Origin of the sequence: Citrobacter sp. Cpo065 (genome assembly GCF_030332805.1) — a bacterium.
Classification (GTDB): domain Bacteria; phylum Pseudomonadota; class Gammaproteobacteria; order Enterobacterales; family Enterobacteriaceae; genus Citrobacter; species Citrobacter portucalensis.
This window is the reverse complement of sequence record NZ_JAOWHC010000029.1, coordinates 779,099-799,248: the sequence shown is the minus strand read 5'-3', so window position 1 is coordinate 799,248 and position 20,150 is coordinate 779,099. Positions and strand designations below refer to the sequence as shown.

The following is a 20,150-nucleotide window of genomic DNA, read 5'->3' as shown; positions in this document are numbered from 1 at the left end:
TGAAGGTAACTATGCACAACTCAACTCCTCTTTCCGCCCTGCGCAACCTGCTGATAGCGCAGGGGCTGGATGGCATGATTGTTCCGCGCGCCGATGCTCATCAAAGTGAAGATTGTACGCCGCATGACAATAAACTAGCCTGGCTGACCGGTTTTAGCGGCTCTGCTGGCCTCGCGTTGGTCCTTCGGGATCGCGCGTTAATGTTTGTCGATGGACGCTATCAGGTCCAGGTACGCAATGAAGTCTCGCTGGATGATTTTGAAATTCATCATTTACACGATGAGCCGCTGGCCGACTATTTGCAGTCTCATGTTGCAGCAGGTAAACGTATCGGCTTTGAACCAATGCTGATGGTCAATAGTCAGTTTGAAGCACTGTCGGCAACCCACTGCGAGCTGGTGCCTCTTGAGCAAGATCCTTTTGACCAGGTATGGCTAGACCGCCCGGCAGCACCCTGCGGCATCATTCGTGAAATGCCCATTGAAATCAGCGGGGAAAGCAGCACGCAAAAGCGTGCCCGCGTCGTGGAACAACTCGCTCAACACCAGGCTGACGTGCTGGCAATTACCCTGCCGGATAACATTGCCTGGTTATTGAATGTGCGTGGTTCGGATCTGGCCATGGTACCAGTGCCGTTTTCGTTTGCCCTGCTCCATCGCAGCGGTGAGCTGGAATGGTTTGTGGATAGCAATAAAACGCAACAGCTCCCCGCATCACTGCTAGATACGCTTACTCTGGCCCCGCAAGATAATTTTCTGACTCGCTGCCAGCAATTAGCTAATGGGAAGCGTTTCCTGGTCGATAAAGACTACGCCCCGGTCGCATTGCGTTTTGCCATTGAAGAACACGGTGGCAACGTCTTATGGGCACCCGATCCCATCACTCTGATGAAATCCCACAAAAATGACGTTGAACTGGCAGGCTATCGGGAATGCCATGAACAAGATGGCGCAGCCTGGGTAAACTTCCTTGCCTGGCTGGCCCATGAAGTTCCTTTGCGCGAAGCGGCAGGCAATCCGGTCACCGAGCTGGAAGCGCAGGCCAAGCAACTGGAATTTCGCCAGCAGCAGCCGGGATTTATCGAGCAAAGTTTCAGCACGATTTCGGCCTCTGCCAGCAATGCCGCAATGTGCCATTACCACTCCAGTGAAAAAACCAATACGCCAATTACCTCACAGGCCATGTATCTGAATGATTCCGGTGGCCAGTACCACAATGGTACGACGGATACGACGCGTACCCTCGCGTTTGGCCCACAGGATCCGCAACGTCGCCTGCATTACACTGCCGTGTTGAAAGGCTTTTTGTCGCTTATTTCGCTGCAGTTTCCCAGCGGGACTCAGGGCCATCAACTGGATGCTTTTAGCCGCCGGGCGTTGTGGGAGCTGGGTCTGGATTTTGATCATGGTACGGGACACGGCGTGGGTCACCAGTTGCTTATTCATGAGCAACCCCATCGCATCGCCAAAAAAGTAAACCCGTGGCCACTAGTCGCAGGCAACATCATCACCATCGAGCCGGGTTATTATCTGGCCGGACAATATGGGATCCGTATTGAGAATCAGGTGGAGATTATCAACAGTCGTCCTGGTTTCTGTCGTTTCTCAACGCTGACGCTGGTACCGATTGATTTGAATCTGGTCGAACTGCATCTGCTGAGTGATGCTGAGAAACAGTGGATTGATGATTACCACCAGCAGGTCAGAGAGACGCTATCCCCGCGCGTGAACGCAGAGGCACGTCCCTGGCTGTTCGCCGCCACCGCACCGATTCGCATTCAGGCTAATTAATGCAATAAAAAAGGCAGCCCGCAGGCTGCCTTAGTTCTCCCCAACTTCTTACTGCTTAGCTGTTACGGATGTACTCATCCATTTCAGTTTTCAGGTTATCGGACTTAGTCCCGAAGATAGCCTGAACACCGGAACCAGCTACCACAACGCCTGCCGCACCCAGTTTCTTCAGGCCAGCCTGATCCACTTTAGCAACGTCAGCCACGCTGACACGCAGACGAGTGATGCACGCATCGAGGTTAGTGATGTTTTCTTTACCGCCGAATGCAGCAACCAGAGCCGGAGCCATTTCACCGGTCGCACCTGCTTTGCTGTCTTCGGTAGCATCTTCACGACCTGGCGTTTTCAGGTCCAGCGCTTTGATCAGCACACGGAAGATGGTGTAGTAAACAATCGCATAACCGATACCGACAATCGGGAACAGCCACAGTTTGCTGCTGTTACCGGACAGAACGATAAAGTCGATCAGACCGTGGGAGAACGACGTACCGTCGCGCATACCCAGCAGGATACAGATCGGGAATGCCAGACCAGCCAGAATCGCGTGGATGATGTACAGGATCGGCGCCACGAACATGAAGGAGAACTCGATCGGCTCGGTAATACCGGTCAGGAACGAGGTCAGCGCCGCAGAGATCATGATACCGCCCACTTTCGCGCGGTTTTCTGGTTTAGCAGAGTGCCAGATAGCGATAGCAGCAGCCGGCAGACCGTACATTTTGAACAGGAAGCCACCGGACAGTTTGCCCGCAGTCGGGTCACCCGCCATATAGCGAGGAATATCACCGTGGAACACCTGACCCGCAGCGTTGGTGTATTCACCGATCTGCATCTGGAATGGAACGTTCCAGATATGGTGCAGACCAAACGGTACCAGGCAGCGCTCAATGAAGCCATAGATACCGAACGCCACGACCGGGTTCTGGTATGCAGCCCACTGAGAGAACGTCTGAATAGCAGTACCAATCGGCGGCCAAATGAAGGACAGAACCACACCTGTGAAGATGGCAGCCAGACCAGAAATGATAGGAACGAAACGCTTACCCGCAAAGAAGCCAAGATACTCAGGCAATTTGATACGGTAGAAACGGTTGAACATATACGCTGCAATCGCACCGGAGATAATCCCCCCGAGAACACCCGTATCAGCAAGGTGTTTAGCGGCGATCTCTTCAGCAGGTAAATGCAGAACCAGCGGCGCAACAACAGCCATGGTCTTAACCATGATGCCGTAAGCAACAACGGATGCCAGTGCAGATACACCGTCATTATTAGTGAAGCCTAACGCAACACCGATAGCAAAAATCAGCGGCATGTTCGCAAAAACAGAACCGCCTGCTTCTGCCATTACGTGCGATACAACGGCTGGCAGCCAGCTGAAGTTAGCGGAACCGACGCCCAGCAGGATACCTGCAATCGGGAGTACGGATACCGGCAGCATCAGCGATTTACCGACCTTTTGCAGGTTAGCAAATGCATTCTTAAACATAATTAGGAGTGCTCCTGAGTATTTGTGCTTATACACTTCATCCTTCAAACCGCCTCAGCGCGGGCTGCGCTCGTTCATCCCAGACACTTACTCTAGTAAGCTCCTGCAATTCACTCACTTGCCGCCTTGATGCAGCTTGATTGACTTTGTGTATTCTACGTTCTCACGCATTGGCGAGGGGGGAGAACCTCGCCGTGTACAGGGCATCTAAGTACCCTTTATTTATTACACAGAGTAAAATAATTCAGTTTGTTTTTGTTTGACGGCTATCACAGTTCAGTCGTGAATGGCCGCAAAATCCGCACATTCCGATAAAATGAGTTTCTGAATGTGTCAAACTGATTATTCACCGCCCATTTTGGGGCGGTGAACTTTACTCGCATTAGTGATTAATTACGAGCTTTAAAAAAAGTCAGTTAACGAACAGATTGCAGGCGAGAAGCGTCGATGTGAAACAGGCGGGCAAAGTTATCAGTGGTTGCCTGCGCCAGTTCTTCAACGGCAACACCTTTCACTACGCCCAAATACTCTGCAACGTCACGAGTCATGGCGGGCTGGTTCTCTTTTCCACGATGCGGTACAGGCGCAAGGTAGGGAGAATCCGTCTCGACCAACAACCGGTCCAGAGGAACATAGCGGGCGGCATCACGGAGCTGCTCTGCATTTCGGAACGTGACGATGCCGGAAAACGAGATATAGAATCCAAGGTCCAGCAATTTGCCCGCCGTTTCTCTGTCCTCTGTAAAACAGTGTAGTACGCCGCCACAATCCGTCACTTTTTCTTCGCGCAGAATAGACAGCGTATCGGCTCGCGCATCGCGGGTATGCACGATAACCGGCTTCTGTAACTCACGGCCGATCTGAATATGGTGGATAAAAGATTCCTGCTGGCGCACCTTTGTTTCCGGCGTGTAAAAATAGTCCAGCCCGGTTTCTCCCATCGCCACAACCCCCTCTTCGGTGGCAAAACGACGCAGGTCCTCAACATCATAGGTTTCATCCTGATTTAACGGATGCACGCCGCAAGAGAAAACCACATTGTCACGCTCACCGACCAGTTCGCGCATACTGCGATATCCTGGCAGAGTGGTCGCAACGGCAAGACAGAATTTCACATCACGTGCGGCCGCTTTTGCCAGCACGTCATCCACGTCCTTATGCAGAGATTGATAATCCAGGCCATCAAGATGGCAGTGTGAGTCGACTAAAAACATAATGTCTCTCTCAAAGATGGGGAACAGGCAGTACGGTGCCTGGTTGCAGGTAATGCTCAATACGAAGAATAAGATCGGTTAACACCAGCTCACGGTTTACGCCTGTTACGTTCAGCAGTTGTTGACGACAATGACAAACGTCACCGAGTATCGCCTGTATCTGGGCAACGGATAACCGTTCTGCGATAGAAGATATCAGGTCCAGCGCATCAGGATTCGTTAAATGGGAAACGCCATACGGACGTTTCAACGCATCGGTCAACAACGTTGCCAGCCAGTGTAAACGGGTGGCAGCCTGATCGTGGTTTAACGCCGCGAGCAAGATATACCAGTCGCCTGCGTTTAATGTGTTCACCAGTGCCGCACAAAAATCTGTGCGGTGCGCCCAGCTTTCAGCCTGTAACAACGCAAGTGCCGCGCCAGGCGAACCTGCGCTCAGGCGCAACGCGCTAAGCAGCGCTTCTGACGACGCAGTCACCTCACGAGCAAGCCAGGAGATCGCATACGACTCCGGAGGTGGCGCAAGATGATGTAACCGGCAACGACTGCGTAATGTCGCCAGCAAGCGAGCTGGCTCTGTGCTGGCGAGGAAAAACCAGGTTTGTGCCGGGGGCTCTTCCAGCGTTTTCAGCAACGCATTAGCGGCGGCGTCGGTTAACTGGGCGGCATCCGGGATCCACACCACTTTCGCCCCGCCTAGGCGTGAATGCTCGTACAGTTTCTCACTGACTTCGCGTACCGCATCAACCCCCAGCGTGCTTTTGCCTTTTTCCGGCAGCAACGAATAGTAGTCAGGGTGCGTCCCCGCCTGCATTAGCTGACAGCCGCGGCACTGTCCGCAGCTTTTATGCCCTTCCGGCTGCTGGCACATTAAATAGCGGCTGAGGGCGTAAATCAGCGCGTCGTCGCCCATTCCGGGTAACGCCTGAATCAGTAACGCATGGTGACCACGACCCGTCTGGTAGCTGGCTACCAGTTTTTCAAAATCCGGTCGTAACCATGGGTACCATTTCATGCGCCCTGCTCCTTCACCCATTGGGTGATGGTATGACGGATATCAGCCATCACAGCCTCCAACGGCTGCGTAGCGTCTATAGTACGAATGCTGGCGTCTTTGGCAGCCAGCTCAAGATAGCGCGCGCGAGTACGATTAAAGAAGTCGAAAGATTCCTGCTCAATACGATCCAGCTCGCCGCGGGCACGGGCACGCTTCAACCCGACTTCTGGCGTCACATCCAGATAGATCGTCAGGTCCGGGCGAAAATCACCAAGCACCGCATCACGCAGGGTTGCCAGCATGTTTTGATCGATACCGCGTCCGCCGCCCTGATACGCCTGGGTCGACAGATCGTGACGATCGCCAATTACCCACGCGCCTTTCGCCAGTGCAGGTTTAATAACGGTTTCGACCAACTGTACACGCGCCGCGTAAAACATCAGAACTTCGGCTTTGTCGGTAATGACCTCGTCACCGACCGATTTAATATCCAGCACCAGACTTCTTAGTTTCTCAGCCAGCTGCGTTCCACCAGGTTCACGGGTGAAAACCATGTCACGAATACCGAGTTGCTCAAGTGTCTCCACCACCACGTTACGCGCGGTGGTTTTTCCGGCGCCTTCCAGGCCTTCAATGACGATATAGTTACTGCCCATTTTTTTCCTTAAGCACTTTCAGGTAATCCTGCACGGACCGGTTATGGCTGGCAAGATTGGTGTTAAACGTGTGGCCGCCTTTACCGTCAGCCACAAAATAGAGATACGGCGTTTTTGCCGGATGCGCCGCGGCCTGCAATGAAGCCTCTCCCGGCATGGCAATCGGGCCTGGCGGCAGTCCCGTGATGGTATAGGTGTTATAGGCGGTCGGGGTGTCTAAATCCACACGCGACAATTTGCCATTATACCGTGTACCCATCCCGTAAATCACGGTCGGATCGGTTTGTAAACGCATACCGATACGTAAGCGGTTAATAAAGACCGAAGCCACCTGGTCGCGCTCGCTGGCAACCGCAGTTTCTTTTTCAATAATAGAAGCCATGGTTACCAGCTGATTTTTGTCCTGATAAGGCAGGCCATCAGCGCGCCCCTCCCAAACAGTATCCACCGCTTTAACCATTTTCTGATGCGCGCGTTTTAGTAACGCTACGTCAGTAGTATTGGCGGTATACATCCAGGTATCTGGCCAGAACCAGCCTTCTACCCATTGCGGGTTTTCAAGCTTCAGCGCCTCGGCCACGGTCTCATAGCTATCGTCGCTTAACGTATGTTTGATATACGGGGCATCACGCAGCTGTTTGAGGTAATCGCTCAGGCGCATCCCTTCAACCAGACGTAACGGGAACTGCGCCTCTTTGCCGCTTTCCAGCAGTTGCAGCATGTCCCGCACCGTCATGTCAGGCGTGAAGCGATATGTTCCGGCCTTAAAATGCGACAACTCGGGCTCCACACGCAGCAGCCACTGGAACACGCGCGGACGATTGATAACTTTGTCTGCATACAGCTGTTCGCCGAGAGCCAGACGGCCCGTTCCCGCTTTCAGCGTAAAAATCGTTTCTTCTTTAATCAATAATTTGCTGTCCGCCAGATGGCGAACTTTCCACATTCCCACTCCAGCGGCAATGCCCAGCACAACCAGCAATAACAGGACAACAAGTAACAGTTTTTTCATGACTAATTCGGGTGCTCACAAAGTGGGGCTAAATAATCGAATAACAAACGTGAAGACAACAACGTGTCGCCACAGGCACGCACGGGAATAATGGGCATTAACGCGTTACAGACGACGATTTCATCAGCCTGCATTACCTCCTCCAACCCGGCATACACTTCGACAATACTGAATGGCGATTGTGCCAGCATCCGGATACAGAATTGTCGCATAATACCGTTCACTCCGGCCTGGTCCAGCCGGGGCGTGTAAACCACATCGCCTTTACGCCAGAACAAATTAGCCGCACAGCATTCCGTAACCCATCCCTCGCTGTCAAGAACCAGCGCTTCATCGGCGTCCGTCTGTTCAAGATGAGAGCGAATCAACACCTGCTCCAGTCGATTCAGGTGTTTAAGCCCGGCAAGCAGTGGATTACGTCCCAGCCGCACTGGGCTTAGCGCCAGCGTAATACCTTCTTGCCGCCAACGATCGTAATGATCGGGCCAGGATGAAACGGAGAGGATGCGTGTGGCACTATGACAATTTTTGCCACTGTAACCCCGGCCTCCACTGCCACGGCTGATAATCACTTTCAACACACCGCGTACGTGCCCTTTCGCCAGCATTTTCATTTCATTTTGCAGCTCGGACCAATCTTCAAAAGAGATCAGCAGTTTTTGGCAAGCGTCTTGTAAACGCTCAAGATGCGCTGCAAAGAGAGGGATTTCACCGTCGATAATACAGGCAGTGGTAAAACAGCCATCACCAAATTGGGTCGCTCGATCGCTTGCGGCCAGCATATCTTGCTCGCAGCCATTAATTAAGAACATGGTGGCTCCTTATTTCTGGTCCGCTAGTTTGGCAGGATGAGTAACACAGGACAAGGGCGGAAAACCGAATAAAAAAAGGCCCGACAAGCGGACCTTTTCAATTTTCTATCGATGCTAGCGCATCACCTGACGGACTTAAATCTTTTTAAAGATCAAAGAGCCGTTGGTACCACCGAAGCCAAAGGAGTTACACAGCGCATACTCCAGACCACTAACCTGACGCGCTTCATGAGGTACGAAGTCCAGGTCACAACCTTCATCCGGGTTATCCAGGTTGATGGTTGGCGGAATAGCCTGATCGCGCAGCGCCAGGATAGAGAAAATAGACTCTACCGCGCCCGCCGCACCCAACAGGTGTCCGGTCATGGATTTGGTGGAGCTTACCATCACACGGCTTGCCGCATCGCCAAAGACAGATTTCACTGCCTGGGTTTCAGCTTTATCGCCTGCAGGCGTAGACGTACCATGCGCGTTGACATAGCCAATCTGACCCGCTTCAATAGCCGCATCGCGCAGTGCGTTGACCATTGCCAGCGCAGCGCCTGCACCGTTTTCCGGTGGCGACGTCATGTGGTAAGCATCGCTGCTCATACCGAAGCCAACGACTTCAGCATAGATTTTTGCACCGCGCGCTTTCGCATGCTCGTACTCTTCCAGTACCACCATGCCAGCGCCGTCGCCCAGCACAAAGCCGTCACGCTCTTTGTCCCACGGGCGGCTTGCCGCTTGCGGGTTATCATTACGCGTAGACAGTGCACGTGCCGCGCCAAAGCCACCCACACCCAACGGCGTACTGGCTTTTTCAGCACCACCCGCAACCATCGCGTCTGCATCGCCGTATGCAATGATACGTGCGGCATGACCGATGTTATGCACGCCTGAAGTACAGGCTGTCGCGATGGAGATGCTTGGCCCTTGCAGGCCGTACATGATGGTCAGGTGACCAGCCACCATGTTAACAATCGTCGACGGAACGAAGAACGGGCTGATCTTACGCGGTCCACCGTTTACCAGTGAGGTATGGTTTTCTTCGATAAGACCGAGACCGCCAATACCAGAGCCGATAGCGGCGCCAATACGATGAGCGTTCTCTTCCGTAATTTCGAGGCCAGAATCCTGCATGGCCTGAACGCCAGCGACAATTCCATATTGAATGAAGGCATCCATCTTGCGCTGTTCTTTGCGCGAGATAATGTCTTCACAGTTAAAATCCTTTACTAAGCCAGCAAATTTCGTTGCATAGGCGCTAGTATCGAAATGGTCGATCAGGCTGATGCCACTCTGACCGGCAAGGAGAGCTTTCCAGGTAGACTCTACGGTATTGCCGACAGGAGACAACATGCCCAGTCCGGTCACAACTACACGACGCTTAGACACGGTTGTCCTCCAGGGAGGGAAAATAATTCAAGTGGGATAAAAAGATAAAACTCAGGCGGTCGAATGACCGCCTGGAGATGTTCACTTACGCCTGGTGGCCGTTGATGTAATCAATGGCAGCCTGAACGGTAGTGATTTTCTCAGCTTCTTCGTCCGGAATCTCAGTATCAAACTCTTCTTCCAGAGCCATTACCAGCTCAACGGTGTCAAGAGAATCTGCGCCCAGGTCTTCAACGAAGGAAGCATTGTTGGTTACTTCTTCCTGCTTAACGCCCAGCTGTTCGCCGATAATTTTCTTAACGCGTTCTTCGATAGTGCTCATACTCTTAAATTTCCTATCAAAACTCGCTTTCGCGATGGTTTTCGTAGTGTATAAAATGTTGAAAAATTTGCAACTAAATCCCGGCAGGTCTTACCACGATTTTACGTTATTTTGAGGCCAAGACCTACAATAACGCAAATATTTTTCATCGTGGTTAAACCATGTACATCCCGCCGTTGACGTGCAAAGTCTCACCTGTGATGTAACTTGCTTCGTCAGAAGCTAAAAATGCAACCGCACTGGCGATTTCCTGAGCGCCACCGAGGCGACCCGCAGGAACCTGCGCCAGAATACCCGCACGCTGATCATCAGACAGCGCACGCGTCATGTCCGTTTCAATAAAGCCCGGAGCAACAACGTTTACAGTAATGCCACGAGACGCAACTTCGCGCGCCAGTGATTTACTGAAGCCGATCAGACCCGCTTTCGCCGCAGCGTAGTTAGCCTGACCCGCATTTCCCATGGTACCAACCACAGAACCGATAGTGATAATACGCCCATGACGCTTTTTCATCATAGCTCGCATTACCGCTTTTGACAGACGGAAAACAGATGACAGGTTGGTTTCAATGATATCGTTCCACTCGTCATCTTTCATGCGCATTAACAGGTTATCACGAGTAATCCCGGCATTATTGACCAGGATATCGACTTCACCAAATTCTGCGCGAATATTTTCCAGAACAGATTCGATAGATGCCGGATCGGTCACATTCAACATCAGACCTTTACCATTTGCACCTAAGTAATCGCTAATGGCCTGCGCGCCGCTTTCGCTGGTAGCAGTACCGATAACTTTCGCGCCACGGGCAACAAGTGTCTCAGCAATTGCGCGGCCAATGCCACGGCTTGCACCGGTAACCAGCGCGATTTTTCCTTCAAAACTCATGGTCTTCCTCTTTTATTGCTCTAGCGCCGCAGACAATGCCGCCGGCTCATTCAGTGCCGAAGCAGTCAGGGTGTCAACAATACGTTTCGTCAGACCGGTCAGAACTTTACCCGGACCGACTTCATACAGGTGCTCTACGCCCTGGGATGCCATAAATTCAACGGTTTTAGTCCACTGAACCGGGCTATACAGCTGACGAACCAGCGCATCGCGAATTGCGTCTGCCGTGGTCTCGCACTTCACGTCGACGTTGTTCACAACCGGAACAGTCGGCGCGTTAAAGGTGATTTTCTGCAGCTCAACGGCCAGTTTCTCAGCGGCAGGCTTCATCAGCGCGCAGTGAGAAGGAACGCTGACCGGCAGCGGCAGCGCACGCTTAGCGCCCGCGGCTTTACAGGCAGCACCAGCACGTTCTACGGCTTCTTTATGCCCGGCAATAACCACCTGACCCGGTGAGTTAAAGTTTACTGGTGAAACCACCTGGCCTTCGGCAGACTCTTCGCACGCTTTAGCAATAGCGGCATCGTCCAGACCGATAATAGCAGACATGCCGCCAGTGCCTTCCGGAACCGCTTCCTGCATGAATTTGCCACGCAGTTCAACCAGACGTACGGCATCGGCAAAACCGATAACACCCGCACATACCAGAGCAGAATATTCGCCCAGGCTATGACCCGCCATCAGCGCAGGTGTTTTACCCCCCTGCTGCTGCCATACGCGATAAAGCGCAACGGATGCGGTCAACAGCGCGGGCTGCGTCTGCCAGGTTTTATTCAGTTCTTCAGCCGGACCTTGCTGAGTCAACGCCCACAGATCATAGCCCAGTGCAGCTGATGCTTCAGCAAATGTTTCTTCAACAATTGGGTAGTTTGCTGCCATTTCAGACAACATCCCAACGGTCTGGGAACCCTGCCCCGGAAACACAAATGCAAATTGCGTCATGTTTAAATCCTTATACTAGAAACGAACCAGCGCGGAGCCCCAGGTGAATCCACCCCCGAAGGCTTCAAGCAATATCAACTGCCCAGCTTTAATACGCCCGTCGCGGACGGCTTCGTCCAGCGCGCACGGTACGGAGGCAGCAGAGGTATTACCATGTCTGTCGAGCGTCACGACAACATTATCCATCGACATACCCAGCTTTTTAGCTGTCGCGCTGATAATGCGCAGGTTAGCCTGATGCGGCACCAGCCAGTCCAGCGCAGAACGGTCGAGATTATTGGCTTCCAGCGTTTCATCAACGATGTGCGCAAGCTCGGTCACCGCGACTTTAAATACTTCGTTACCCGCCATCGTCAGGTGGATCGGGTTTTCCGGGTTCACGCGATCGGCGTTAGGCAGCGTCAACAGTTCGCCGTAGCGACCGTCAGCGTGCAGATGCGTGGAGAGAATACCTGGCTCTTCTGATGCGCTCAGTACAACCGCACCAGCCCCATCACCGAAAATGATGATCGTTCCGCGATCGGTTGGATCGCAGGTACGGGCCAGGACATCGGAGCCAACGACCAGGGCATGCTTAACTGCGCCAGATTTAACGTACTGGTCGGCAACGCTCAGGGCGTAAGTGAAGCCAGCACAAGCGGCTGCAACGTCAAACGCCGGACAGCCTTTGATCCCCAGCATACTTTGGATCTGGCACGCCGCGCTTGGAAATGCGTGAGTGGATGATGTGGTAGCAACCACAATCAGACCAATTTGTTCTTTGTCGATGCCCGCCATTTCAATCGCACGGTTTGCGGCGGCAAAGCCCATCGTCGCAACTGTTTCATTTGGCGCTGCAATATGGCGTTCACGGATACCTGTACGAGTGACGATCCACTCATCAGACGTCTCAACCATTTTTTCCAAATCGGCGTTAGTACGCACTTGTTCAGGCAGATAGCTGCCAGTACCAATAATCTTCGTATACATGTACGCTCAGTCACTTTTTGGTTATATACCGCTACGAGCAAATCGCTGATACGGTGGCCACATTCACAAACGCACCGTTATCTGTGTGCTCGTGATTTTGCGCTTTCGCCACCGTCCAGCAGTTCGAATCCAGCTGGGTATACAGATTCCAGGCGAGCGGCAATTCGCTGAGGAACTTGTCGCTGCACCGCCTGCACTGCCTGTTCAATCGCGACTTCAAATGCTCGCTGATTGGCCGCACCATGACTCTTAATCACCGTGCCGCGCAATCCTAACAGACAGGCGCCATTATACTGGTCGGGGTTGAGGTGACTAAATCGCCTTGTCAGGCTTTTTTGTAACCAACGTTTTAATAACAGAAGCCACCACGACCGTTTTTTGCCCTCACCCTGAGATTTCAGCAGTGAAAGGAACATTCTGACAACACCTTCCATCGTCTTTAATGTGACATTACCTGTAAAACCGTCACAGACCAACACATCGGTTTTGCCAGTCAGTAACTCATTGGCTTCAAGATAGCCGATATAATTAATGGAAGGGATTGTTTTTAGCACAGCTGAAGCATCTCGAATACTGTCGAGACCTTTCGTTTCTTCTTCGCCGATGTTGAGTAACGCTACGCGAGGATTGGCAATGCCAACAACCTCTTCTGCCAGCACGGAACCCATGACAGCAAATTGCACCAACATCGTGCTATCACAATCTACGTTGGCGCCCAAATCCAGCACCACCGTTTTGCCCTTTTGCTGATGGGGTAACACCGTCACCAACGCAGGACGCTCAATCCCCTCAAGAGGTTTGAGCAATAACTTCGCAAGTCCCATGAGTGCGCCCGTATTACCGGCGCTGACACAAGCTTGTGCCTGACCTTCTTTCACGAGCTCCAGGGCAACACGCATTGAGCTTCCACGACTGGCGCGAATAGCTTGCGAGGGCCGGGCATCACTGGCAATAACTGACTGAGCAGGGATAATCTGCAGACGCGAACGTTGTTCGAAGTCAGCTTTGGCAAGTAATGGCGTGATTGTATCGGGATCCCCGACTAAAAGAAGTGTGAGTTGCGAATTAGAATTCAGTGCCTGCAATGCTGCAGGCACTGTCACGGTAGGGCCAAAATCTCCCCCCATGACATCTAACGCCAGGGTTAGACGTGTCAAGGTATCGTCGCTGCCCGGTTAGGTGTTTCCCCAGTCACCCGGGGAAAGCCTCACTAAGCTTCATCACGCGTTCACTCTTTGTCTTTCTCACCAGAAGTGGGAAAGCCATTGAGTCATGCGTGATTACTTAGCGATTACCTTACGGCCACGGTAGAAACCGTCGGCAGTGATGTGGTGACGCAGGTGTTGTTCACCAGAAGTTTTGTCTACAGACAGGCTGGTGACTGCGGTCAGAGCGTCATGAGAACGACGCATGCCACGTTTGGAACGGGTTGGTTTATTCTGTTGTACGGCCATGGACCTTACTCCTCAATTACTTACGCTTTAAGCTGGCTAATACGGCAAATGGGTTTGGTTTTTGCGCTTCATCAGGCAATTCGCCAAAGACCATGTCCGCCTCGGACACTTCACAGTGTTCAGAATCATGCACCGGAACTACCGGCAAGGAGAGGATAATCTCATCTTCAACCATTGCAAGCAGATCGATTTCACCGAATTCGTTAACCTCAATCGGCTCATACGCTTCCGGGAGTGCTTCAGCCTGCTCGTCAGAACGGACAGGACTAAAACAATATGTTGTGTGAACATGAAGTGGGAACGGTTTCCCGCAACGCTGACATTCGAGCGTAACCGATACCTTCGCATCACCGGTTATAACGGCGAGACGCTGGTTATCGATAGCGAACGACATGGAGCATTCCACATCACTGTCCACACTGACTACAGAATCGGCGACGCGCTCAACCAGATCAGAAGTATAGATACCTTCATAATCGAGGCGTTTTTGAGCCGTACGAACCGGATCAAGAGTCAGGGGTAATTTTACCTTTTGCATAGGGCGCGCATATTAACTTTGTAACGTCATATAGTCAAAGAAAAAGGCAGCCTGTGGTTGCCTTTTGCCAATAATTCGCACACATTGCGGGTCATCGACTTAAAATCGCTCAAGACAAGCCACTACAGCCAGCTTGTAGGTCGAAGTCCATAGTTTAAAATGGCTCTCATCAATACGCTATATGCGAGGGAAAAAATATGCCTCAACTTATTCTTGCTTCTACCTCCCCCTGGCGTCGCGCTTTACTCGAAAAACTGGCAATCCCGTTTGAATGCGCTGCGCCAGAGGTTGATGAAACGCCGTTGCCCGGCGAAGCACCACGCCATTTAGTCTTGCGACTGGCGCAGAAAAAAGCGCAATCTCTCGCCCACCGTTACCCATCGCATCTGATTATTGGCTCCGATCAAATTTGTGTTCTTGATGGTGAAATAACCGGCAAACCATTAACTGAAGAAAATGCCCGCCAACAATTACTCAAAGCCCGTGGCAATATTGTGACGTTTTACACCGGACTGGCGCTGTATAATTCTGCGACCGGACATTTACAAACTGAAGTAGAACCTTTTGACGTCCATTTCCGTCATTTAAGCGAGGCGGAAATTGATGATTATCTGCGTAAAGAGCGCCCGCTCCATTGTGCAGGTAGTTTCAAAAGTGAAGGGTTAGGTATTGCACTCTTTGAACGCCTGGAGGGTCGTGACCCAAATACCCTGATCGGTTTGCCGCTTATCGCGTTGTGTCAAATGCTGCGGCGGGAAGAGATGAACCCGTTGAATGCCTGATTGATCTGCCTGATGGCGACGCGATGCGTCTTATCAGGCCTACGGTGCATCACACGATTGTAGGCCTGATAAGCAACGCGCATCAGGCTTTACTGCGTAAAACCTCAAGGCAGCGCTTCAATTGCTTATCCATCGGCGCCTCAATACGCATCACTTCACCCGTTCCCGGATGGGTAAATTTCAACGCTGCGGCGTGCAGGAAAAGTCGATTCAACCCCGTATCCGCCAGTTGCTTATCGAACTCACGGTCACCGTAGCGATCGTCAAAAGCAATTGGATGACCGGCATACTGGGTATGCACACGAATCTGGTGCGTACGTCCGGTCACCGGGCTACAGCGCACAAGCGTGGCAAACGCATAGCGCTCTTCCACTTTAAAACGTGTTTCTGACGGTTTGCCTTCCTGGTTCACCCGCACGATACGCTCGCCGCTTTGCAGAATGTTCTTTAACAGCGGCGCCTGCACGATTTTGACATGCGACTGCCATTGGCCTCGAACCAGCGCGAGATAGTCTTTCTGCATGCCTTTTTCACGCAGTTGTTCATGCAATGAACGCAAGGCTGAGCGCTTTTTAGCCACCAGCAAAACGCCGGAGGTATCCCGGTCGAGGCGATGCACCAGTTCAAGGAAACGCGCTTCAGGTCGCAACGCACGTAATCCTTCTATGACGCCAAAGCTTAACCCGCTTCCGCCATGTACGGCCGTACCTGAAGGTTTGTTAAGCACCAGAATGTGGTCATCTTCATATAAAATGACGTCGGTCAGCGCCGCGACCTTTTGCAGGTTCGGTGAAATGGCCTCTTCTTCACGTTCAGCGACACGCACAGGTGGAATACGCACAATATCCCCGTCTTCGAGTTTGTACTCGGGTTTAATGCGTTTTTTATTCACCCGCACTTCGCCTTTACGCAAAATGCGATAAATCATACTTTTCGGCACGCCCTTAAGCTGGGTGCGCAAAAAGTTATCGATGCGTTGCCCTGCTTCGTCGGCAGTAATGGCAACTGTTTTTACGGCTGGAGTCTCTGTTTTCATGGGGGCCGATTTTAAATAGCCATCAAGATTCGCGCCACACATTTTTCTATGCTTATATTAACTGCTATACCTTATTACTTAAGTTTGACATAGCCGATTTGGTGGTTATTAAAGCAATCACTACGCGGAAGTGAAAAAACTGTGAGTAACCGGGTGATAAATGGCAAAAGTCATCTTGCTATAACAAGGTTAGCAGTGGAATAATGAGGTTGTTTCCGTGTTGAATCTTGTTAAAACAAGAACTTTTCCGGAATGACCCAATTTTGCCCGACCGATCATCAACGCAGCAATGGCGTAAGACGTATTGATCTTTCAGGCAGTTAGCGGGCTGCGGGTTGCAGTCCTTACCGGTAATATGGAAGCTTTTCTGGAGAGTAACACCCAGACTGTTCCCCTGATAATTGCGCTGTGTTTCCGTATGAAATACAGGCAACCGACACTCTGCGCCTCTTTGAGCTGACGATAACCGTGAGGTTGGCGACGCGAATAGACACGAGGCCATCGGTTCACACCCGGAAAGGCATTACTCTGCCCGCAGCTTAGTCGTCAATGTAAGAATAATGAGTAAGTTACGATGAAAAGAATGTTAATTAACGCAACTCAGCAGGAAGAGTTGCGTGTCGCCCTTGTAGATGGGCAACGTCTGTACGATCTGGATATCGAAAGTCCTGGACACGAACAGAAAAAAGCCAACATCTATAAAGGCAAAATTACCCGTATTGAACCGAGTCTGGAAGCTGCTTTTGTTGATTACGGCGCTGAACGTCACGGTTTCCTCCCGTTAAAAGAAATTGCCCGCGAATACTTCCCCGCTAACTACAACTCCCATGGTCGTCCCAACATTAAAGACGTGTTGCGCGAAGGTCAGGAAGTCATCGTTCAGATCGATAAAGAAGAACGCGGCAATAAAGGCGCTGCGCTGACTACCTTTATCAGCCTGGCGGGTAGTTATCTAGTTCTGATGCCGAACAACCCGCGCGCGGGCGGTATCTCCCGTCGCATTGAAGGCGACGACCGTACCGAATTAAAAGAAGCGCTGGCAAGCCTGGAACTGCCTGATGGCATGGGGCTTATCGTGCGTACCGCAGGGGTCGGCAAATCCGCCGAAGCACTGCAGTGGGACCTGAGCTTCCGCCTGAAGCACTGGGAAGCGATTCAAAAAGCCGCTGACAGCCGCCCTGCTCCGTTCCTGATCCACCAGGAAAGCAACGTTATCGTTCGCGCTTTCCGTGACTACTTACGTCAGGACATCGGCGAAATCCTTATCGATAATCCGAAAGTGATGGAGATGGCGCGTCAGCACATCGCCGCACTGGGTCGTCCGGATTTCAGCAGCAAAATCAAACTGTACACCGGTGAAATCCCGCTGTTCAGCCACTATCAGATCGAGTCTCAGATTGAATCCGCGTTCCAGCGCGAAGTGCGCCTGCCGTCCGGCGGCTCAATCGTTATTGACAGCACTGAGGCCCTGACCGCTATCGATATCAACTCCGCGCGTGCAACTCGCGGCGGCGACATCGAAGAAACTGCGTTCAACACTAACCTTGAAGCAGCCGATGAAATTGCCCGTCAGCTACGTCTGCGCGACCTCGGCGGTCTGATTGTAATCGACTTCATTGATATGACGCCGGTTCGCCACCAGCGCGCGGTTGAAAACCGTCTGCGCGAGGCCGTACGCCAGGACAGAGCGCGTATTCAGATCAGCCATATTTCTCGCTTCGGTCTGCTGGAGATGTCTCGTCAGCGTCTGAGCCCGTCTCTGGGTGAATCCAGCCATCACGTGTGCCCGCGCTGTTCCGGCACCGGTACCGTACGTGATAACGAATCACTGTCGCTGTCTATTCTGCGTCTGATCGAAGAAGAAGCACTGAAAGAAAATACGCAAGAAGTTCATGCTATTGTTCCTGTGCCAATCGCCTCTTACCTGCTTAACGAAAAACGTACTGCGGTTAATGCTATCGAAACGCGTCAGAATGGCGTGCGCTGTGTGATCGTGCCAAACGATCAGATGGAAACCCCGCACTATTCTGTGCTGCGCGTACGCAAAGGGGAAGAAACACCGACCCTGAGCTACCTGCTGCCGAAACTGCATGAAGAGGCAATGGCATTGCCGACGGAAGAAGAGTACGTCGAGCGTAAACAGCCTGAGCAACCGGCGCTGGCCACCTTCGCCATGCCAGACGTTCCGCCAGCCCCTGCTCTGCAGGAACCTGCCGCGAAAGCCGCCGCGCCTAAAGCTGCAGCAGCAACCGCAGCCGTTGCCGCACAACCCGGTTTGATTAGCCGTTTCTTTGGCGCACTGAAGTCCATCTTCGGTGGTAGCGAAGAAGTGAAACCGGTTGAACAACCTGCGCCGAAAGCTGAAGAGAAAACCGAACGCCAGCAGGATCGTCGTAAACCGCGTCAGAACAATCGTCGCGACCGTAACGATCGTCGTGATAACCGTGATAATCGCGGTGACCGCGACAACCGTAGCGAACGTTCAGAAAACGGCGAAAACCGTGAAGATAACCGCCGTAATCGTCGTCAGTCCCAGCAGCAAAATGCGGAAGCTCGCGATAACCGCCAGCAAACCACTGATGTTGCAGACAAAGCGAAATCCGGTGATGAACAGCAGGCGCCGCGTCGCGAACGCAACCGCCGTCGTAACGATGACAAGCGTCAGGCTCAGCAGGAAGTTAAAGAGCTGAACCAGGCTGAACAACCTGTGCAGGATACTGAGCAGGAAGAGCGCGTACGTCAGCCTCAAACCCGCCGCAAACAGCGTCAGTTGACTCAGAAAGTTCGTTTCACAGACAGCCCGGCGGTTGAAGCCGAAGTGGCTACTGTTGCTGCAATCGCTGAAACTGCTGTTGCTCAACCAACAGAACAGCCGGTACCGGCACAGCGCACCGAACTGGCGAAAGTTGATCTGCCAGCCGTCGTTGCGACTGAGCAGGAAGACAACAGCGAAGCTCGTGACTCCAACGGTATGCCGCGTCGTTCTCGCCGCTCTCCTCGCCATCTGCGCGTCAGTGGACAGCGTCGTCGTCGTTACCGTGACGAGCGTTATCCGGTTCAGTCGCCGATGCCGTTAACGGTCGCCTGCGCATCTCCTGAATTAGCGTCCGGTAAGGTTTGGATCCGCTACCCTGTTGCACGTCCTCAGGATCAGCAGGTTGAAGAACAGCGTGAACAGGAAATGGTCCAGCAGCAAGCTGCACCTGTCGCCGTAGAACCTCAGGTTGCTGCCGCTGCCGTTGAACACATTGTGGATACCCCTGCGCCGGTTGAAGCCGTGCAACCAGAGGTTGTCGTAGCTGAGCCTCAGGCCGCCGTTGTTGAAACCACACAGGTTGAAACCACGCATCCGGAAGTGATTGCGACCCCGGTCGAGGAACAACCGCAAATTATCGCTGCATCTGATGCGCCCGTAGCAGAAGAAATCGCCGCTGAAGCCGAACCTGTGGTTGACGTTGTGACTGCACCGGTTGCCGAAGAGCCTGCAGAGGTTGTTATTCCCCAGCCAGAAGTGGTTGAAGAGATTACTGAGGTTGTGGAAACAGCGCCAGTTGTTGAAGAAGTTGCAGCGCCGAAAGACGTTGTTGCCGCGCCTGTCGTCGAAACTGAAGTCGTTAAGGCTGAAGTTGTCGCAGCCAGCGCTGATGCTGAACACCTGCACAGCCATGCAACCGCGCCAATGACCCGCGCTCCGGCACCGGAATATGTGCCAGAAGCGCCGCGTCATAGCGACTGGCAGCGTCCGGCATTCGCCTTTGAAGGCAAAGGTGCCGCAGGTGGACATAGCGCAACGCATCAAGCGACTGCGCCAGCAACACGTCCACAGCCTGTTGAGTAAGCCATAATCAATATCAAAGCCGGCCTTCGGGTC

At 52.5% G+C, this 20,150-nt stretch carries 18 protein-coding genes; 3 read left to right on the top strand and 15 right to left on the bottom strand.

Annotation, left to right across the window (positions count from 1 at the left end; all coding sequences use genetic code 11):
* Positions 1–11: 11 nt before the first annotated feature.
* Positions 12–1,790 (top strand): aminopeptidase P family protein, encoded by a 1,779-nt coding sequence (locus OGY68_RS09790; protein WP_235124287.1) that lies wholly within the window; start codon positions 12–14, stop codon positions 1,788–1,790.
* Positions 1,791–1,845: 55 nt separating this feature from the next.
* Here the strand turns inward: OGY68_RS09790 and ptsG are convergent, their stop codons facing one another.
* From ptsG to yceD, 14 genes are all read right to left on the bottom strand, one after another.
* The gene (ptsG, locus tag OGY68_RS09785; protein WP_003836725.1) at positions 1,846–3,279 is read right to left on the bottom strand and encodes a PTS glucose transporter subunit IIBC; all 1,434 of its coding nucleotides are present in this window, start codon (positions 3,277–3,279) and stop codon (positions 1,846–1,848) included.
* Positions 3,280–3,695: 416 nt separating this feature from the next.
* Positions 3,696–4,493 (bottom strand): metal-dependent hydrolase, encoded by a 798-nt coding sequence (locus OGY68_RS09780; protein ID WP_057066417.1) that lies wholly within the window; start codon positions 4,491–4,493, stop codon positions 3,696–3,698.
* Positions 4,494–4,503: 10 nt separating this feature from the next.
* Positions 4,504–5,508: a DNA polymerase III subunit delta' gene (holB, locus tag OGY68_RS09775; protein ID WP_057066416.1), complete on the bottom strand. Its 1,005-nt coding sequence runs from the start codon at positions 5,506–5,508 to the stop codon at positions 4,504–4,506.
* Complete coding sequence (gene tmk, locus OGY68_RS09770) at positions 5,505–6,146, bottom strand: dTMP kinase (RefSeq protein ID WP_048214457.1); 642 nt, start codon at positions 6,144–6,146, stop codon at positions 5,505–5,507. The genes holB and tmk overlap by 4 nt, the downstream gene beginning before the upstream one ends.
* Positions 6,136–7,158 (bottom strand): cell division protein YceG, encoded by a 1,023-nt coding sequence (gene yceG, locus OGY68_RS09765; protein ID WP_008784373.1) that lies wholly within the window; start codon positions 7,156–7,158, stop codon positions 6,136–6,138. Before yceG ends, tmk begins: the two co-directional genes overlap by 11 nt.
* Before the next feature lie 2 nt (positions 7,159–7,160).
* On the bottom strand, positions 7,161–7,970 hold the full coding sequence (gene pabC / locus OGY68_RS09760) for an aminodeoxychorismate lyase (protein ID WP_057066415.1): 810 nt from the start codon (positions 7,968–7,970) through the stop codon (positions 7,161–7,163).
* Between the two features lie 135 nt (positions 7,971–8,105).
* Positions 8,106–9,347 (bottom strand): beta-ketoacyl-ACP synthase II, encoded by a 1,242-nt coding sequence (fabF, locus tag OGY68_RS09755; protein ID WP_003036260.1) that lies wholly within the window; start codon positions 9,345–9,347, stop codon positions 8,106–8,108.
* Positions 9,348–9,432: 85 nt separating this feature from the next.
* Complete coding sequence (gene acpP / locus OGY68_RS09750) at positions 9,433–9,669, bottom strand: acyl carrier protein (RefSeq protein WP_000103754.1); 237 nt, start codon at positions 9,667–9,669, stop codon at positions 9,433–9,435.
* Positions 9,670–9,823: 154 nt separating this feature from the next.
* Positions 9,824–10,558 carry a 3-oxoacyl-ACP reductase FabG gene (gene fabG / locus OGY68_RS09745; protein WP_003036255.1) on the bottom strand — a complete coding sequence of 245 codons (735 nt, stop codon included), beginning with the start codon at positions 10,556–10,558 and terminating at the stop codon, positions 9,824–9,826.
* A 12-nt stretch (positions 10,559–10,570) separates the two neighbouring features.
* Positions 10,571–11,500 carry an ACP S-malonyltransferase gene (fabD, locus tag OGY68_RS09740; protein ID WP_003832182.1) on the bottom strand — a complete coding sequence of 310 codons (930 nt, stop codon included), beginning with the start codon at positions 11,498–11,500 and terminating at the stop codon, positions 10,571–10,573.
* Positions 11,501–11,515: 15 nt separating this feature from the next.
* Positions 11,516–12,469, bottom strand: a complete 954-nt coding sequence (fabH, locus tag OGY68_RS09735; protein ID WP_003832181.1) for a beta-ketoacyl-ACP synthase III — start codon at positions 12,467–12,469, stop codon at positions 11,516–11,518.
* A gap of 77 nt (positions 12,470–12,546) precedes the next feature.
* On the bottom strand, positions 12,547–13,626 hold the full coding sequence (plsX, locus tag OGY68_RS09730) for a phosphate acyltransferase PlsX (protein ID WP_071846967.1): 1,080 nt from the start codon (positions 13,624–13,626) through the stop codon (positions 12,547–12,549).
* A 123-nt stretch (positions 13,627–13,749) separates the two neighbouring features.
* A complete protein-coding gene (gene rpmF / locus OGY68_RS09725; RefSeq protein ID WP_003036242.1) occupies positions 13,750–13,923 on the bottom strand; it encodes a 50S ribosomal protein L32 in 174 nt (57 codons plus the stop codon).
* A 16-nt stretch (positions 13,924–13,939) separates the two neighbouring features.
* Complete coding sequence (yceD, locus tag OGY68_RS09720) at positions 13,940–14,461, bottom strand: 23S rRNA accumulation protein YceD (RefSeq protein WP_003036239.1); 522 nt, start codon at positions 14,459–14,461, stop codon at positions 13,940–13,942.
* A gap of 197 nt (positions 14,462–14,658) precedes the next feature.
* Here yceD and OGY68_RS09715 point away from each other — a divergent pair, with 197 nt between their 5' ends.
* Entirely contained in the window at positions 14,659–15,243 is a 585-nt protein-coding gene (locus OGY68_RS09715) for a Maf family protein (protein ID WP_003832177.1), read from the top strand.
* 82 nt (positions 15,244–15,325) lie between these two features.
* Here the strand turns inward: OGY68_RS09715 and rluC are convergent, their stop codons facing one another.
* The gene (rluC, locus tag OGY68_RS09710) at positions 15,326–16,279 is read right to left on the bottom strand and encodes a 23S rRNA pseudouridine(955/2504/2580) synthase RluC (RefSeq protein WP_172725517.1); all 954 of its coding nucleotides are present in this window, start codon (positions 16,277–16,279) and stop codon (positions 15,326–15,328) included.
* 574 nt (positions 16,280–16,853) lie between these two features.
* Between rluC and rne the strand changes: the two genes are divergently transcribed.
* Complete coding sequence (gene rne, locus OGY68_RS09705; protein ID WP_057066413.1) at positions 16,854–20,117, top strand: ribonuclease E; 3,264 nt, start codon at positions 16,854–16,856, stop codon at positions 20,115–20,117.
* Positions 20,118–20,150 lie beyond the last annotated feature (33 nt).

Bases quoted from the DNA above. Each gene is read 5' to 3' on its own strand.
- acpP (WP_000103754.1), bottom strand. From the start codon at position 9,669: ATGAGCACTATCGAAGAACGCGTTAAGAAAATTATCGGCGAACAGCTG.
- rne (WP_057066413.1), top strand. From the start codon at position 16,854: ATGAAAAGAATGTTAATTAACGCAACTCAGCAGGAAGAGTTGCGTGTC.
- fabH (WP_003832181.1), bottom strand. From the start codon at position 12,469: ATGTATACGAAGATTATTGGTACTGGCAGCTATCTGCCTGAACAAGTG.
- holB (WP_057066416.1), bottom strand. From the start codon at position 5,508: ATGAAATGGTACCCATGGTTACGACCGGATTTTGAAAAACTGGTAGCC.
- yceD (WP_003036239.1), bottom strand. From the start codon at position 14,461: ATGCAAAAGGTAAAATTACCCCTGACTCTTGATCCGGTTCGTACGGCT.
- rpmF (WP_003036242.1), bottom strand. From the start codon at position 13,923: ATGGCCGTACAACAGAATAAACCAACCCGTTCCAAACGTGGCATGCGT.
- ptsG (WP_003836725.1), bottom strand. From the start codon at position 3,279: ATGTTTAAGAATGCATTTGCTAACCTGCAAAAGGTCGGTAAATCGCTG.
- OGY68_RS09780 (WP_057066417.1), bottom strand. From the start codon at position 4,493: ATGTTTTTAGTCGACTCACACTGCCATCTTGATGGCCTGGATTATCAA.
- fabD (WP_003832182.1), bottom strand. From the start codon at position 11,500: ATGACGCAATTTGCATTTGTGTTTCCGGGGCAGGGTTCCCAGACCGTT.
- OGY68_RS09715 (WP_003832177.1), top strand. From the start codon at position 14,659: ATGCCTCAACTTATTCTTGCTTCTACCTCCCCCTGGCGTCGCGCTTTA.
- fabG (WP_003036255.1), bottom strand. From the start codon at position 10,558: ATGAGTTTTGAAGGAAAAATCGCGCTGGTTACCGGTGCAAGCCGTGGC.
- rluC (WP_172725517.1), bottom strand. From the start codon at position 16,279: ATGAAAACAGAGACTCCAGCCGTAAAAACAGTTGCCATTACTGCCGAC.
- yceG (WP_008784373.1), bottom strand. From the start codon at position 7,158: ATGAAAAAACTGTTACTTGTTGTCCTGTTATTGCTGGTTGTGCTGGGC.
- tmk (WP_048214457.1), bottom strand. From the start codon at position 6,146: ATGGGCAGTAACTATATCGTCATTGAAGGCCTGGAAGGCGCCGGAAAA.
- OGY68_RS09790 (WP_235124287.1), top strand. From the start codon at position 12: ATGCACAACTCAACTCCTCTTTCCGCCCTGCGCAACCTGCTGATAGCG.
- pabC (WP_057066415.1), bottom strand. From the start codon at position 7,970: ATGTTCTTAATTAATGGCTGCGAGCAAGATATGCTGGCCGCAAGCGAT.